The 13,289-nt window shown below is 73.7% G+C and carries 12 protein-coding genes; 8 read left to right on the top strand and 4 right to left on the bottom strand.

Going from position 1 to position 13,289, the window contains the following annotated elements:
* The first annotated feature begins 31 nt into the window (after positions 1-31).
* The 3 genes from H293_RS0103260 to H293_RS0103250 all read left to right on the top strand — a co-directional run bounded on the left by H293_RS0103260 (position 32) and on the right by H293_RS0103250 (position 2,677).
* Positions 32-244 carry a hypothetical protein gene (locus H293_RS0103260; protein WP_020116445.1) on the top strand — a complete coding sequence of 71 codons (213 nt, stop codon included), beginning with the start codon at positions 32-34 and terminating at the stop codon, positions 242-244.
* Positions 245-2,299 carry a 4-alpha-glucanotransferase gene (gene malQ / locus H293_RS0103255; protein ID WP_020116444.1) on the top strand — a complete coding sequence of 685 codons (2,055 nt, stop codon included), beginning with the start codon at positions 245-247 and terminating at the stop codon, positions 2,297-2,299.
* A gap of 81 nt (positions 2,300-2,380) precedes the next feature.
* Complete coding sequence (locus H293_RS0103250; RefSeq protein WP_020116443.1) at positions 2,381-2,677, top strand: hypothetical protein; 297 nt, start codon at positions 2,381-2,383, stop codon at positions 2,675-2,677.
* Positions 2,678-2,937: 260 nt separating this feature from the next.
* On the opposite strand, the gene H293_RS0103245 is transcribed toward H293_RS0103250, so the two are convergent.
* Positions 2,938-3,504, bottom strand: coding sequence for a TetR/AcrR family transcriptional regulator (locus H293_RS0103245; protein ID WP_020116442.1), 567 nt, complete (start codon positions 3,502-3,504; stop codon positions 2,938-2,940).
* A gap of 113 nt (positions 3,505-3,617) precedes the next feature.
* Between H293_RS0103245 and H293_RS0103240 the strand changes: the two genes are divergently transcribed.
* On the top strand, positions 3,618-5,066 hold the full coding sequence (locus H293_RS0103240; protein WP_020116441.1) for an FAD-dependent monooxygenase: 1,449 nt from the start codon (positions 3,618-3,620) through the stop codon (positions 5,064-5,066).
* On the opposite strand, the gene H293_RS0103235 is transcribed toward H293_RS0103240, so the two are convergent.
* Positions 5,063-5,572 carry a MarR family winged helix-turn-helix transcriptional regulator gene (locus tag H293_RS0103235; protein ID WP_020116440.1) on the bottom strand — a complete coding sequence of 170 codons (510 nt, stop codon included), beginning with the start codon at positions 5,570-5,572 and terminating at the stop codon, positions 5,063-5,065. The two genes, H293_RS0103240 and H293_RS0103235, sit on opposite strands and share 4 nt — an antisense overlap.
* A gap of 102 nt (positions 5,573-5,674) precedes the next feature.
* Here H293_RS0103235 and H293_RS0103230 point away from each other — a divergent pair, with 102 nt between their 5' ends.
* From H293_RS0103230 to H293_RS0103220, 3 genes are all read left to right on the top strand, one after another.
* Entirely contained in the window at positions 5,675-6,625 is a 951-nt protein-coding gene (locus H293_RS0103230) for an EamA family transporter (protein ID WP_020116439.1), read from the top strand.
* Positions 6,626-6,880: 255 nt separating this feature from the next.
* On the top strand, positions 6,881-8,224 hold the full coding sequence (locus H293_RS0103225; RefSeq protein WP_020116438.1) for a sigma-70 family RNA polymerase sigma factor: 1,344 nt from the start codon (positions 6,881-6,883) through the stop codon (positions 8,222-8,224).
* Between the two features lie 123 nt (positions 8,225-8,347).
* Entirely contained in the window at positions 8,348-9,106 is a 759-nt protein-coding gene (locus tag H293_RS0103220; RefSeq protein ID WP_020116437.1) for an SDR family NAD(P)-dependent oxidoreductase, read from the top strand.
* Here H293_RS0103220 and H293_RS0103215 read toward each other — a convergent pair.
* Both H293_RS0103215 and H293_RS59835 read right to left on the bottom strand, forming a co-directional pair.
* Positions 9,075-10,262, bottom strand: a complete 1,188-nt coding sequence (locus H293_RS0103215) for a hypothetical protein (RefSeq protein ID WP_020116436.1) — start codon at positions 10,260-10,262, stop codon at positions 9,075-9,077. The two genes, H293_RS0103220 and H293_RS0103215, sit on opposite strands and share 32 nt — an antisense overlap.
* Positions 10,259-11,584 (bottom strand): HesA/MoeB/ThiF family protein, encoded by a 1,326-nt coding sequence (locus tag H293_RS59835; protein ID WP_020116435.1) that lies wholly within the window; start codon positions 11,582-11,584, stop codon positions 10,259-10,261. Before H293_RS59835 ends, H293_RS0103215 begins: the two co-directional genes overlap by 4 nt.
* A 314-nt stretch (positions 11,585-11,898) precedes the next feature.
* On the opposite strand from H293_RS59835, the gene H293_RS0103205 reads away from it, so the two are divergent.
* Positions 11,899-13,146, top strand: coding sequence for a M14 family zinc carboxypeptidase (locus H293_RS0103205; RefSeq protein WP_020116434.1), 1,248 nt, complete (start codon positions 11,899-11,901; stop codon positions 13,144-13,146).
* Positions 13,147-13,289 lie beyond the last annotated feature (143 nt).

Genomic DNA, 13,289 nt, shown 5'->3' with positions numbered 1-13,289 from the left:
CCCCGTCGTCGTACTCGACAAGGAGGCCCCCGTGGCCGCATCGGCACCCCTTCTGCTCCCGGCCCTGTCCAAACCCGAGGCGCCCGCTGAGTACTTCTGTGTCTTCAGCGCCGAGGGCGCCTGCTCCGAGACCCCGCTCACCAGCGAACCACCCCTGCCCGACGCCGAGCCCCTCACCAGCGAGCCGCCGCTCGCCGACGCCGCCGCCCTGACCAGCGAGTCCGACGCATACCTGGAGCCGTAGATGGTGGCGCCCCCCGGTCCGGAGCTGTCCCGGCTCGCCGAGTCGTACGGCATCGCCACGTCCTACCGACCCTCCCCGGACCGTACGGTCGCCGCCTCCGCCACCGCCGTCACCCTGACCCTGGCCGCCCTCGGAGTCGACGCCGGCGACCCGGCCGCCGCCCTCGCGGCCCGGGAACGCGAACTGCGCGCGCGCCTGCTGCCGCCCACGGTGGTGTGCTGGAGCGGCAGCCCGCCCGCCTTCGTCGCCGACCTGCCCGAGGGCACCCGGCTGCACATCACCACCGAACAGGGAGAGACCCGTGCCGCCGCCGACCAACTCCCGCCCGGCGTCCACCGGTTGACCGCCGCCGCGCCCGACGGCCGCACCGCCGACGCCCACCTGATCGTGGCCCCGCCGCGCCTGCCCGCGCCGCCCGGGCGGTCGTACGGCCTCCTCGTCCAGCTCTACTCCCTGCTCTCGCACCGCTCCTGGGGCATGGGCGACCTCGGCGACCTCGCCGAACTGACCTCCTGGGCGGGGCGTGCGCTCGGCGCCGGCTTCGTCCAGGTCAACCCGCTGCACGCGGCCGTGCCCGGTGCCCCCACCGACCCGTCCCCCTACCGGCCGTCCTCGCGCCGCTTCCCCGACCCGGTGCACCTGCGGATCGAGGACATCCCCGAGTACGCCCAGATCGCCGACTCCGAGCGGCTGCGGGCCCTGCGCGAGCGGGCCGGTCGGCTGCGGGAATCCGTGCTGGAGAAGGGCGTGCTGATCGACCGGGACGCGGTGTGGGAGCTGAAGCGGGAGGCGCTCGAACTCGTCCGCGAGGTCCCGCTCGGGCCCGGCCGCCGCGCCGCCTACGCCGACTATCTCGCCGAGGGCGGCCAGGCGCTGGAGGACCACGCGACCTGGTGCGCGCTGGCCGAGGCGCACGGCTCGGACTGGCGCGGCTGGCCCCCCGGCCTGCGCGACCCGCGCTCCGCCGAGACGGCCCGCGCCCGCGGTGAGCTGATGGACCGCGTCGACTTCTTCAGCCGCCTCGCCTGGCTCACCGAGAGCCAGCTCGGCGCGGCCCAGCGCACCGCGCGGGAGGCGGGCATGCCGGTGGGCGTCGTCCACGACCTCGCGGTGGGCGTCCATCCCGAGGGCGCGGACGCGTGGGCCCAGCAGGCGTACTTCGCGGCCGGGATGTCCGTGGGAGCGCCTCCGGACGCCTTCAACGCCCGCGGCCAGGACTGGGGCCTGCCGCCGTGGCGCCCGGACCGGCTGGCGGAGTCCGGCTACGCGCCGTACCGGCAGCTGCTGCGGGCCCTCTTCCGTTACGCCGGCGCGCTGCGCATCGACCACGTCATGGGCCTGTTCCGGCTGTGGTGGGTCCCGCAGGGGCAGCCACCGACGGAGGGCACCTACGTCCGCTACGACGCGGAGGCGATGCTCGCCGTGCTCGTCCTGGAGGCCTCGCGGGCCGGGGCGCTGGTGATCGGCGAGGACCTCGGCACGGTCGAGCCCGGTGTGCGGGAGGCGCTGCGCGAGCGGGGAGTGCTGGGGACGTCGGTGCTGTGGTTCGAGCGGGACTGGGAGGGCGACGGACGCCCGCTGCCGCCCGAGCGGTGGCGCGCGGACTGTCTGGCGACGGCGACCACGCACGACCTGCCGCCCACCGCCTCACGACTCACCGGCGAACACGTCGAACTCCGCGACGGGCTCGGCCTGCTGACCCGGCCGCTGGACGAGGAACGCGCTGAGGCCGCCGCGGACACGGGGGAGTGGCTGGAGCTGCTGGCCCGGCTCGGGCTGCTGCACGGCACCGGCGGCGGCGCCGACCCCTCCACCGAGGAGGCCCAGATCCAGGCCGTGCACCGGTACCTGCTGAACACTCCGGCCCGCATGGTCGGGATCTGGCTGCCGGACACGGTGGGGGACCGCCGGCCGCAGAACCTGCCGGGGACGTGGGACCAGTATCCGAACTGGCGGCTGCCGATCGCGGACGGGGAGGGGCGGGCGATGACGCTGGAGGACCTGGCGGCCTCGGCCCGCCTGCACGCCTTGGTGGAGGTGCTGCGGGCACCGTAGGGGCGGGCGCCCACGGACCGGGGGCGCCTCATACGGCACCCCGGACGCGCGGCCCGAACCGCCGTTGGATACTTTGACTCCGTGGACAAGAAGAACGCCCTGCGCGCCGGCGCCCTGGTGGCCGGTACGACGCTGATGATGCTGCTCATGTCGTCCCCCGCCTCCGCGCTGACCCGCGACGACGGCGACGACCCCGGCACGGGCCTGAGCGTCATCGAGACGCTGGGCCTCTTCGTCGTGGCCCCGCTCGTGCTGTTCGGGGTCATCGCCGGTCTGGTGATGGTCCTGGACAAGTCCAAGGAAGAGCACCGGGTGACCAGCCGCAACATCAGGACCAAGCCCGCCGAGGCCGAGGCCAAGGCCGGCTCGAAGGCCTGACCCCACCCCTTCCGGGGCGCCGAGCTCGGCTTTCTCCGGGCGTCGGCCTTGCCTTGTCGAGACCGCTGAGCTCGGCGTCTCGGGGCGCTGAGCTTGCCTTCCGGGGCCGGTGATAGGCGCTGGCCTCGGCTTTTCCCGGGGCGCTGAGCGCGCCTTTCTCGGGGCGCAGGCTTCGTCTTTCCGGGGCGCCGGTCCCGCCGTACGTACGCGCGTCAGCTGTATCAGCCGTACGTGGGCGAGGCCGGCGCCCCGGCGCGTGCTCAGGGGCTCGGCGCGGTGAGGTAGCGCTGCACCGTGGGCGCCAGCCAGGCCACGATCTCCTCGCGCGCCAGCGCCACGGTCGGCGGGAACCGCAGGACGTACCGGGTCAGCGCGAGCCCCAGCAATTGCGTGGCAGCCAGCGCGGCCCGCGCGGGAGCCTGCTCCGGGTCCGGACACACCCGCAGGGCCACCGGCATCACCTGGTCCCGGAAGATGCCCTGCATCCGCTCCGCCCCCGCCTGATTGGTCGCGCCGACCCGCAGCAGCGCGGTGAGCACCTCGTTCTCCTCCCAGAGGTCGAGGAAGTGCGACACGAGTGCGCGGCCGATGTCGTGCCGGGGCAGTGAGCCGGGCTCCGGCAGTCTCAGGTCCACGGAGACGGCCGCCGCGAACAGGCCCTCCTTGTTGCCGTAGTAGCGCATCACCATGGACGGATCGATGCGCGCGTCCTTGGCGATGGCGCGGATGGTGGCCCGCTCGTAGCCGTCGGCGGCGAAGCGCTCGCGGGCCGCGGCGAGGATCGCGTCGCGGGTGTCGTCGGAGCGGCGGCGGGGTGTTTCGTTCATGCTGACAATCGTAGGTCAACAACTGTTGGCCAACAAGTGTTGACGCTGTGCCGGGGTGGCGCTACCTTCGTCAACAAGTGTTGGCAAACAAGTGTTGGCAACAGGAGGCCACCATGAACGGCACCCCCACCGTGATCGTCGTCGGTTCCGGCCCCACCGGGCTGCTGCTGGCCGGTGACCTGGCCACCGCCGGCGTCCCCGTCACCGTCGTCGAGAGGCGCCCGCACCGGATCAGCAACCTCTCCCGCGCCTTCGTCCTGCACGCCCGCACCCTCGAACAGCTCGATGCCCGCGGTCTCGCCGACGGCCTGGAGGCGGCAGGACAGCGCCTGGACAAGCTGGGCCTGTTCGGCGACCTGACCATCGGCCTGGACACCCTCCCTTCCCGTTTCCACCACCTCCTGGTCCTGCCGCAGTACGAGGTCGAGAAGGTCCTGGAGCGGCGGGCGGTGGAGGCGGGCGTCGACTTCCGGTACGAGACCGAGGTGGCGGGTCTGTCCCAGGACGAGAACGGCGTGACGGTGCAGGTGAGGGGGCCGGACGGGGTCCTGGAGCCGCTGCGCGCCGAGTACCTCGTGGGGGCCGACGGCATGCGCAGCGCCGTACGCGACGCGATCGGGCTGCCCTTCCCCGGCCGTTCGGTGATCCGCTCGGTGGTCCTGGCGGACGTCCGCCTCGCCGAGCAGCCCGAGACCCTGCTCACCGTCAACGCCGTGGGTGACGCCTTCGCCTTCATCGCCCCCTTCGGCGACGGCTACCACCGGGTCATCGCGTGGAACCGCGCCCGCGACCTCCCCGACAGCGAGCCCCTCGACCTCGACGAGATCAAGGAGGTCACCCGTCTCGCCCTGGGCCGCGACTTCGGGATGCACGACGCCCGCTGGATGTCCCGCTTCCACAGCGACGAACGCCAGGCCCCCGCCTACCGGGTGGGCCGGGTCTTCCTGGCCGGCGACGCCGCCCATGTCCACACCCCGGCCGGCGGCCAGGGCATGAACACCGGCCTCCAGGACGCGGCGAACCTGAGCTGGAAGCTGGCCCAGGTGGCGGGCGGTCACGCGGGCCCCGAACTCCTGGACACCTACCAGTCCGAACGCCACCCCGTCGGCAAGGCCGTCCTCCGCAGCAGCGGCGGCATCGTCCGCCTCGCGATGGCCAAGCGTCCCTGGGAACTGGCCCTGCGCGCCGCCCTCACCACCGCCCTCGACCACGTCGGCCCGGCCCGCCGCCGCATGCTCGGCCAACTCACCGGCATCGGCTACCGGTACGCAGCCCCCCGCGGCTCCCACCCCCTGACCGGCACCCGCGTCCCCGACGTGTCCCTCGCGGAAGGCGGCCGCCTCTACGAGTCCCTGCGCGGCGGCAGGTTCGTCCTGATCACCCCCCAGCCGGAGGCCTACGGCGACTGGGGCGCCCACAAGGACCGCCTCGCCGTGGAGCGCTGGGCGACCTCCCGCCGTACGACCGTCCTGGTGCGGCCCGACGGGTACGTGGCGTGGGCGGCGGACGAGGCGGACACCGGGGTGGTGGGGGCGGAGCTGGCCGCCCGGGTGGGCCGTTAGTGCTCTGAGTCCTGGGTGCCCGCGAGCAACGTCCGCAACAGGTCGGCCAGTTGGTCGGCCTGTTCGTCGTCGAGGGGGGACAGGGCCGCCGTCTGGGCGGCCAGGCCCGCTGCCACCGCCTCGTCGATGACGGCCAGCCCCTTCTCCGTCAGGGTCACCTGGAGGCCCCGGCGGTCGTGGGGGTCGGGGGAGCGGCGCAGGAGGGCGGCGCGTTCCAGTTTGTCGAGGCGGCCCGTCATGCCGCCGGTCGTGAGCATCAGGGTCGAGGAGAGCTGGCGAGGGGAGAGGGTGTAGGGCTCGCCGGCGCGGCGGAGGGTGGCGAGGACGTCGAACTCGCCGCGGGAGATGCCGTAGGGGGCGTACACCTTCTCCACGCGGTCGCCCATGGCGCGGGAGAGGCGGTAGATGCGCCCGAAGACCTCCATGGCCCTGGTGTCGAGGTCGGGCCGCACGGTTGCCCACTGCTCGATGATCGCGTCGACGGCGTCCTTGCGCTGTGCACTCATGCTCCGAGTATCCGCAGGCTTCGGCTCGCCCGCAAGAAAGTGGCTTGCGGAAAAGTAGCTCAGGAGTAAGCTACTTTCTCGTAAGCCAGTAGAGAGGGAGTCATGAGGAAGCCGACCACCAACCGCCCCGCCACCATCCTTCTCACCGCCCTCGCCCCCGTCTCCTGGGGCACCACCTACGCCGTCACCACCGAGTTCCTCCCCGCCGACCGGCCGCTGTTCACCGGCATGATGCGTGCGCTGCCCGCGGGGCTCGTGCTGCTCGGCCTCGCCCGGGTGCTGCCGCGCGGTGTCTGGTGGGGGAAGGCGGCCGTGCTCGGGGCGCTGAACATCGGGGCCTTCTTCCCGCTGCTGTTCCTGTCGGCGTACCGGCTGCCGGGCGGGATGGCCGCGGTGGTCGGCTCGGTGGGACCGCTGATCGTCCTCGGGCTGTCGGCCGCCCTGCTGGGGCAGCGGCCCACCGCCCGGAGTGTGCTCACCGGACTCGTCGCCGCGTTCGGCGTCAGCCTGGTCGTGCTCAAGACGGCCGGGGCACTCGACGCCGTCGGTGCGCTCGCGGCGCTCGCGGCCACCGCCTCCATGTCCGCCGGTACCGTGCTGACCAAGCGCTGGGGCCGCCCCGAGGGCGTCGGCCCGCTCGCCCTCACCGCCTGGCAGCTCACCGCGGGCGGCCTGCTCATCGCGCCGCTCGCCCTCCTCGTCGAGGGCGCCCCGCCCGCGCTCGACGGGCGCGCGGTCGGCGGCTACCTCTACCTCGCGCTGGCGAACACGGCGGTGGCGTACTGGCTCTGGTTCCGCGGCATCGGCCGCCTGACCGCCACCCAGGTCACCTTCCTCGGCCCGCTGTCCCCGCTGACCGCCGCGGTCGTCGGCTGGGCGGCCCTCGGCCAGACGCTGACGCCGGTGCAGTTGGCGGGGATGGTGCTGGCTTTCGGTGCGACGGTGGTGGGGCAGTTGGGGGTGCGGCGGCCTGCCCGGTCGGCGTTCGGTTCTGGCGGGCGGGAGCATGGCGAGGTGTCTGCGGATCTGCGGTTTCTTCTGGCGCGCCGGTAGCTGGGGCAGGCGCTGACGTCGGTGCAGTTGGCGGGGATGGTGCTGGCTTTCGGTGCGACGGTGGTGGGGCAGTTGGGGGTGCGGCGGCCCGTCCGGTCGGCGTTCGGTTCTGGCGGGCGGGAGCGCCGCGAGGTGTCTGCGGACCGGGTGCTTCCGACGCCCCGCCGATAGCGGGCCCACGCGCCGCGGGGGCGTTGTAACGTCACTCCGACACCGTCACTCCGATACCGCGTTACGAAACTCCCGGAGGCGCACGTGGCCACAGACGTCTGCGCGGTGTGCGGGAAGCCGCTCGCCGCGCGAGCCGGCCGCACCGGACGCGGCTCCGTCTACTGTTCCGCCGCCTGCCGGCAGAAGGCCTACCGGGAACGGCGGCAGCCCCAGGGCCTCACCGTGCAGGGCCTCATCGACGACATCGGGCGCCGGGCGGGGCAGCTGGCGCCGCAGCCCGTGGACGCCCTCTACTCGACCGTCACCGAACTGTCGGAATCGGTCGCGCGGTTGAGGCGGGTGGCCCGTACGGTGCGCGACACCACCCAGGCCGCCGCCGGGGATTCCGTCACAGCCGACCCCGTTACGCAACTCCCCGAAGCCGCCCCCGTCACGCACCTCACCGAAACGGAGTTCGGCGCCCTCACCGAGCAGTACCGCCGCGAGATCCAGGTGCACTGCTACCGCATGACGGGGTCCTACGACGAGTCCGAGGACCTGGTGCAGGAGACCTTCCTGCGGGCCTGGCGGGCGCGGGACGGATTTCAGGGGCGGGCGAGCGCGCGGACCTGGCTGTACCGGATCGCCACCAACACCAGCCTGGATCTGCTGAGGCGGACCGCGCGCCGCCCGCAGCGGTACGAACCGGTGCCGGGGATGAACCACGGCGAGGGGGAACCGCCCAGCCGCATCACCTGGTTGCAGCCCTACCCGGACGACGAGACGCCCCTCACCGAGGAGCACGAGCAGCCCGAGTCGGCCGCGGTCTCCCGCGAGACCCTGGAGCTCGTCCTCCTCGCCGCGATCCAGCATCTGCCCCCGCGCCAACGGGCCGCGCTCGTCCTGCGCGACGCCCTCGGGATGACCGCCGCCGAGACCGCCGAGGCCCTGGAGACCAGCGTGGCCTCCGTCAACAGCGCACTCCAGCGGGCCCGGCCCACCCTGCGCGCACACCTGCCCCGGGAGCGCTCGGACTGGCGGGCCACCGTGCCCACGGAGGCCCAACAGGCCGTACTGGACCGGTACATGGCCGCCGTCGGACGCCTCGACTTCGCGGCGATGGCCGAGCTGCTCACCGAGGACGTCACCCTCACCATGCCGCCGAACCCGTTCTGGTTTGTCGGCCGGGACGCCATCATCGACTTCGTGCGGGTCAGCCTCGATCCCGCCTCCCCGATGTTCCTCGGGCACTGGCGCAGCCTGCCCACCCGGGCCAACGGCCAGCAGGCGGCGGCGCACTACGTCCGCAGGCCGGATACGAGCGTCTACCGGGCCCAGGTCCTTGACGTCCTGCGTTTCACCGACCACGGCCACGGCGACCGCATCGCGGAGATCACCTCCTTCGAGCCGCACCTCTTCCCCGCGTTCGGACTGCCCCTGCGGCTGTGACCGGCCGATGAGCAGCGAAACGACCGACGAGCGGCGACCGACCCACGAGCGGCGACCGATGAGCATCCGCGGAGCCGTACGTCTGCATGGATGTCACGTACGCACCACTTCGAAGGAGTCACCATGCTGCTCACCGACAAGACCGCGATCGTCTACGGCGCCGGCGGTTCCATCGGCGGGGCCGTCGCCCGGGCCTTCGCCGGGCAGGGCGCGAGGGTCCACCTCGTCGGCCGTACCCGCACGACCCTGGAGGCGGTGGCCGCCGACATCAAGGACGCCGAGGTCGCCGTCGTGGACGCGCTGGACGAGGCGGCCGTGGAGGCGCACGCCGAGCAGGTCGGGGACATCGACATCTCGATCAACCTGGTCACGCGCGGCGATGTGCAGGGCGCGCCGCTGACCGACATGGCGGTCGACGACTTCATGAGGCCGGTCGCCGACGGCCTGCGGGCCAACTTCCTCACCGCCCGCGCCGCCGGACGCCGGATGGCCGCGCGCGGCTCGGGTGTGATCCTCGCCCTCAACAGCGGTTCCGCGCACGGCAGTCCGATGATGGGCGGCACAGGTCCGGCGGACGGGGCGATCGACACGCTCGTGCGCAACCTGGCCATCGAGCTCGGGCCACGCGGGGTGCGGGCGGTGGGCCTGTGGGCGGCCGGGGTGCCGGAGACGTTCACCGTGGAGAAGCTCTCCGCGGTCAACCCGGCGATCGACGAGAGCGCCGTCCAGGGCATCGTCGACCAGCTCGCCGGGATGCGCATGACCCGCCGCAACCCCACGCTCGCCGAGATCGCCGCCACCGCGGTGTTCCTCGCCTCCGACCAGGCGGGCGGCATCACCGGCACGTTCGTCAACGTGACGGGCGGGATGGTGTCCGTCTGATCCGACGGCCCCGCCACCAGGTGCGCAGCCACAGGGCGTGCAGGCCGCCGAGCGTGACGACGACGGCGATCCCGTCCAGCCGGTCCCAAGTCGACTCCGCGGCGACCGACTTGGCCACCGCGCGGGCGAGGAGCGTGACGTCCGCGGGCAGGGTGACGGCGGCGAAGAAGGCGAGACACAGCGTGGTGCCGACGACCAGCACCACGCTGTAGGCGCGGACGGCCCGTCGTTCGTGCGCGGGCAGTCCGAGGCTGGGGTCCGGCTCGTCGGTACGACGGCTCCGGCGCCGCAGCAGCCGCCGGGCCCGGTACCTCGTGTACGCCGCCCCGTCCCCGAACAGGTCGCGGCAGCGGGTCAGGTCCTGGAGGACGAAGTACAGGTCGGTGCGCATGAAGACCATGAGCTGGAAGGGCAGGGGGAGCAGCGCGAGCAGGGTCACGGCGGCGAGGACGCGGCGGGGTGTGCCGGTGGTCGCGCCCGCGGCGAGGGCGGCCAGGGACGCGGCCGTGAGGTTGGTCGCGATGCCGGCGAGGTAGGCGGTCAACCGGTGGCGGCGCGGGGCGAGTTCGATCCCGCTGATGTCCGTCTGCATCACCAGGAACTGCAGCCGCGTGCCGAGCCGTATCCGCCCCGCCACCCCGGTCGCGCGGGCGGTCAGCAGATGGGCGCACTCGTGGAGCAGCAGCAGGCTCCAGCCGACGGCCGCGCCCAGGGCGACGACCGCGCTGCCGTGCGCGCTCCACAGCAGGGTCCGGTAGTCGAGCGGCACGGGGGGCCGGGTGAACAGGGTGACCGCGATCAGGGCGGCGAGGGCCACGGGAACGGCGGGGCTGAGCAGCCAGCGCACCTGAGGGGGCCGTATCCACGCCAACGTCGGGGCCGGGGGCGGCTCCTGGTCGATCGCGCGGCCGTCGACCTCCGCCACGAACCCGAGTCCCAGCAGGGCCTCCACGAAGTCCGGTACGTCGATGTCGTCGCCGGTCCGGGTGCGGAGCCGTTCGCCGACCTCGGCCGGGGGCAGGCCCTGGTCGAGCAGATCGAGGGCCTGCTTGCCCACCTCCGGCAGGGCGACGAACCGGCCGGTGGCCCTGCGGCCCACGATCCACTCGTCACCGTCGGGGCGGGAGTCCAGCGCGTGCAGCCGTACCCGGTTCACGCACGCTCCCCGCACGCCGGGCAGTCCAGGTGGCGGGGGGTGCGCTGGTGGACGGGGTCGCCGGGGAGCATGAGGTTCACCCCGAAGCGGAAGCCCGGCTCCATCGCGGGGATCCCGGTCAGCAGGGCGAGGGCGGCATGTGCGAGCAGTGCTCCCGAGAGCCCGGCGGTGACGGCACTCGCCGGGTTCCACGGCATCCGCGGTGAGGCGGTCTCCGGGTCCTGCCCGGGCCCGAGCCGCAGATCGCGCCGGGCGAACTCCCCGTCCCGCAGGCATTCCCAGCAGGCCCCCTGACCGGGCACGTACACCCCGGCGGTCACGAGAGGCCCCCGGTATCCGGCGTCGACCCACGGCAGCCCGGCCGCCAGACAGGCCCGGTTGGTCCACCGGCGGATCGCGTCGGGGCGGTCGGCGGCGAGGACGAGGAGGTCGTAGGGGGAGGAGGACGCCGGCCGCGCGAGCGTCTGCGGGCCGGCTTCGGTCGCGGCGGGCGGCTCGGCCTCGGTGCCGGCGGGCGCGCAGGTATGTCCGGGGCCCGCGTCAAGGCTCCGGTGGCCCCCGCCGCCGGAGCCCCGGCCGGTGGCCCCCGGCGGTCGTGCCGGGCATGGCAGCCGTTCCGCCCGCCGTGGTCCGGCCAGCAGCTCCGTCAACTCCTCCTGGCCCGACACCTCCCTCCGCTCCCCGGTCACCGTCACGTCCGAGTTGAGCGCCCGCAGGGTTGCCACCGCCGCCTCCACCTTCGGCCGGCCGAGGTCGGACTCGCGGTACAGGGGCTGGCGGTTGAGGTTGGAGAGTTCGACCACGTCCGGGTCGACGCAGTGGAGGTGGCCCACGCCGGAGGCGACCAGGGCCTGGGCCGCGTGGCCGCCCGTGCCGCCGACTCCGATCAGCAGGACCCGGGCCGCGCGCAGGCGGAGCTGGGCGTCCCAGGGGCTGGCGCGAGGGGTGAGGTCCATCCAGCGGAGCAGCGGGACGCCCCGGCTGTAGCGGTCCTGTTCGCGGGACGGCACCGGCACGGGCGCCTCCGCGTCGTCCACGAAACCGGCGGCCAGCAGGTCCGCCATCGCCTGGCGGGCGTCCGCGCCGGACAGCTCCGGGTGCCCGCGCAGGACCTCGGCGACCACCTCCGACGGCCCCCGCGTCCCGTCCATCGCCTCGACGAGCGTCCACACCCAGCCCTGCGGGTCCGCGATCTCCGCGCCGATGCCGTGGATCACGCTGCCGACGCGCACGTTGCCGTCGACCGTGCGGTAGGCGCGGTGCTCGGGCTTGATCCGGGGCCGCCGGAACGCCTCGACCGTCACCGCCGCCGCCTCCGTCATCAGGGCCCCCTGCCCGTCACACGTACACCTCCTTGACACTCTGACTCCCTCGGCACAGCCTTGACAAGAGCGGTCAGCGATCGCTTCGGAAAGGTCAAATCCTGTACGAAGACGAGGAGTTGAGATGCCGACAAAGATCGTGATCCGCCCCTTGGACAAGAAGGAGACCACGGGGGACAGCGGTGGCAACGGCGGCAGCTGAGAGGAGCTCACATGCCGTCAAGATCGTGATTCGCCCGCTGGACAAGAAAGAGACCACTGGGGACAGTAATTCCCAGGGTGCTTGATCTGATCACCAGCGTGGGAGGACCGGCGTGCGGACTTCGCTCTATCCGGCAGTCGACGAACTGGAGCGAAGGGCCCGCACGCTGGTCCGCGCCGCCCCCGGCCTGCTGCGGCTGAGCCAGGTCGGACAGAGCCGGGCCGGGCGCCCGCTGTGGCTGCTGTCCGCCGGGCACGGCGAGCGCCACATCCTCGCCGTCGCGGGCGCGCACGCCAACGAACCCGTGGGCGGCGCCTCGGCGTTGCGGCTCGCCGCCCTGTTCGCCCGCAGGCCCCGGCTGCTCGAACCCCTCGGCTGCACCTGGCACTTCCTGCTCTGCCTCGACCCCGACGGGGCGCACCTCGCGCACGGCTGGCAGCCGGAGGAGCCGGAGCCCTCGCTGACGGAGTGTCACCGGCACTTCTACCGGCCCGCGTTCGCCCGTCAGCCGGAGTCGCTGCCCGTGCCTCCCGGGAAACCGCTCCCCGAGTCGGCCGCGCTCGTCCGGCTCCTCGACGAGTTGCGGCCCGTCGCCCAGTTCACCCTGCACGGCATCGAGTTCGGCGGTGCCTTCGTGATGATGACGCGGGCGCTGCCCGGCGCCGCGGCCGCCTTCCGTGAGACCGCCGCGCACCTGCGCGTCCCGGTCGACCGGCACCCCGTCGACGGCCCCGACTGGCGGCTCGACGCGCCCGGCGTCCTGGTGCTGCCCGACGGCCACGGCGAGGGCGAACGCGACCCGAGCGGGTACGTCGCCGAGAGTACCTGGCTCCATCCGCGCCGCCATGGCACCCTGACCACCCTGATCGAGACCCCCGCCTGGGCCGTGCCCTCGGTGAGCGACGCCCGGCCGGTCACCGACCCGGACCGCGAGGCCGCCCGGCTGGGGGAGGTGCTGCTGGGCCGCACCCGGGAACTCGCGGCCGTCCTCGGGACACGGATCGACACGGCCGTACCGGAGGATCTGGCGCCGCTGCGGGTCGCCGCACGGGAGCTCCTCGACGTGGCGCCGTCGATCGTCGCGAGCTGGGCGGCGGAGGAACCCGGTCGGTTCCACGGCCACTTCGCCAGCCGGGGGATCTCCGCCCGCCGTATCCCGCTCAGGGTGGCGGCGATGGCGAGCCGCGCCCTGGCCCGCACCGACCCCCGGACCGTCGAGATCCTCGACGACCTGGTGCGCGAGTGGAGCCAGGAGCTGGAGAAGACGTACGACCTGCGATGGGTGCCGGTGGCCGCGCAGACCGGGCTGCACGTGCGGACGATGCTGAACACGGCCCGGCTGGTGTGCGCGGGTGGTTGAAGCGGGCCCGCGCTGGACTCGGTCCGCGCTGGACTCGGTCCGCCTGCGCATGCGGACGATGGTGAGCACGGCCCGGGCGGTGCGTCGGGACGCCTGCACCCCCGGCACTGCCTGCACGGGGCGGGAGGTGGACGACCGGAGCC

Origin of the sequence: Streptomyces canus 299MFChir4.1 (assembly GCF_000383615.1) — a bacterium.
Classification (GTDB): Bacteria; Actinomycetota; Actinomycetes; order Streptomycetales; family Streptomycetaceae; genus Streptomyces; species Streptomyces canus_C.
The sequence above is the reverse complement of the archived record's forward strand: the minus strand, read 5'-3'. Positions and strand labels throughout refer to the sequence as shown.

Coding starts and splice junctions, on each gene's coding strand:
- H293_RS0103240 (WP_020116441.1), top strand. CDS start 3,618: ATGAACGGCACCCCCACCGTGATCGTCGTCGGTTCCGGCCCCACCGGG.
- H293_RS0103220 (WP_020116437.1), top strand. CDS start 8,348: ATGCTGCTCACCGACAAGACCGCGATCGTCTACGGCGCCGGCGGTTCC.
- H293_RS0103230 (WP_020116439.1), top strand. CDS start 5,675: ATGAGGAAGCCGACCACCAACCGCCCCGCCACCATCCTTCTCACCGCC.
- H293_RS0103245 (WP_020116442.1), bottom strand. CDS start 3,504: ATGAACGAAACACCCCGCCGCCGCTCCGACGACACCCGCGACGCGATC.
- malQ (WP_020116444.1), top strand. CDS start 245: ATGGTGGCGCCCCCCGGTCCGGAGCTGTCCCGGCTCGCCGAGTCGTAC.
- H293_RS0103235 (WP_020116440.1), bottom strand. CDS start 5,572: ATGAGTGCACAGCGCAAGGACGCCGTCGACGCGATCATCGAGCAGTGG.
- H293_RS59835 (WP_020116435.1), bottom strand. CDS start 11,584: ATGACGGAGGCGGCGGCGGTGACGGTCGAGGCGTTCCGGCGGCCCCGG.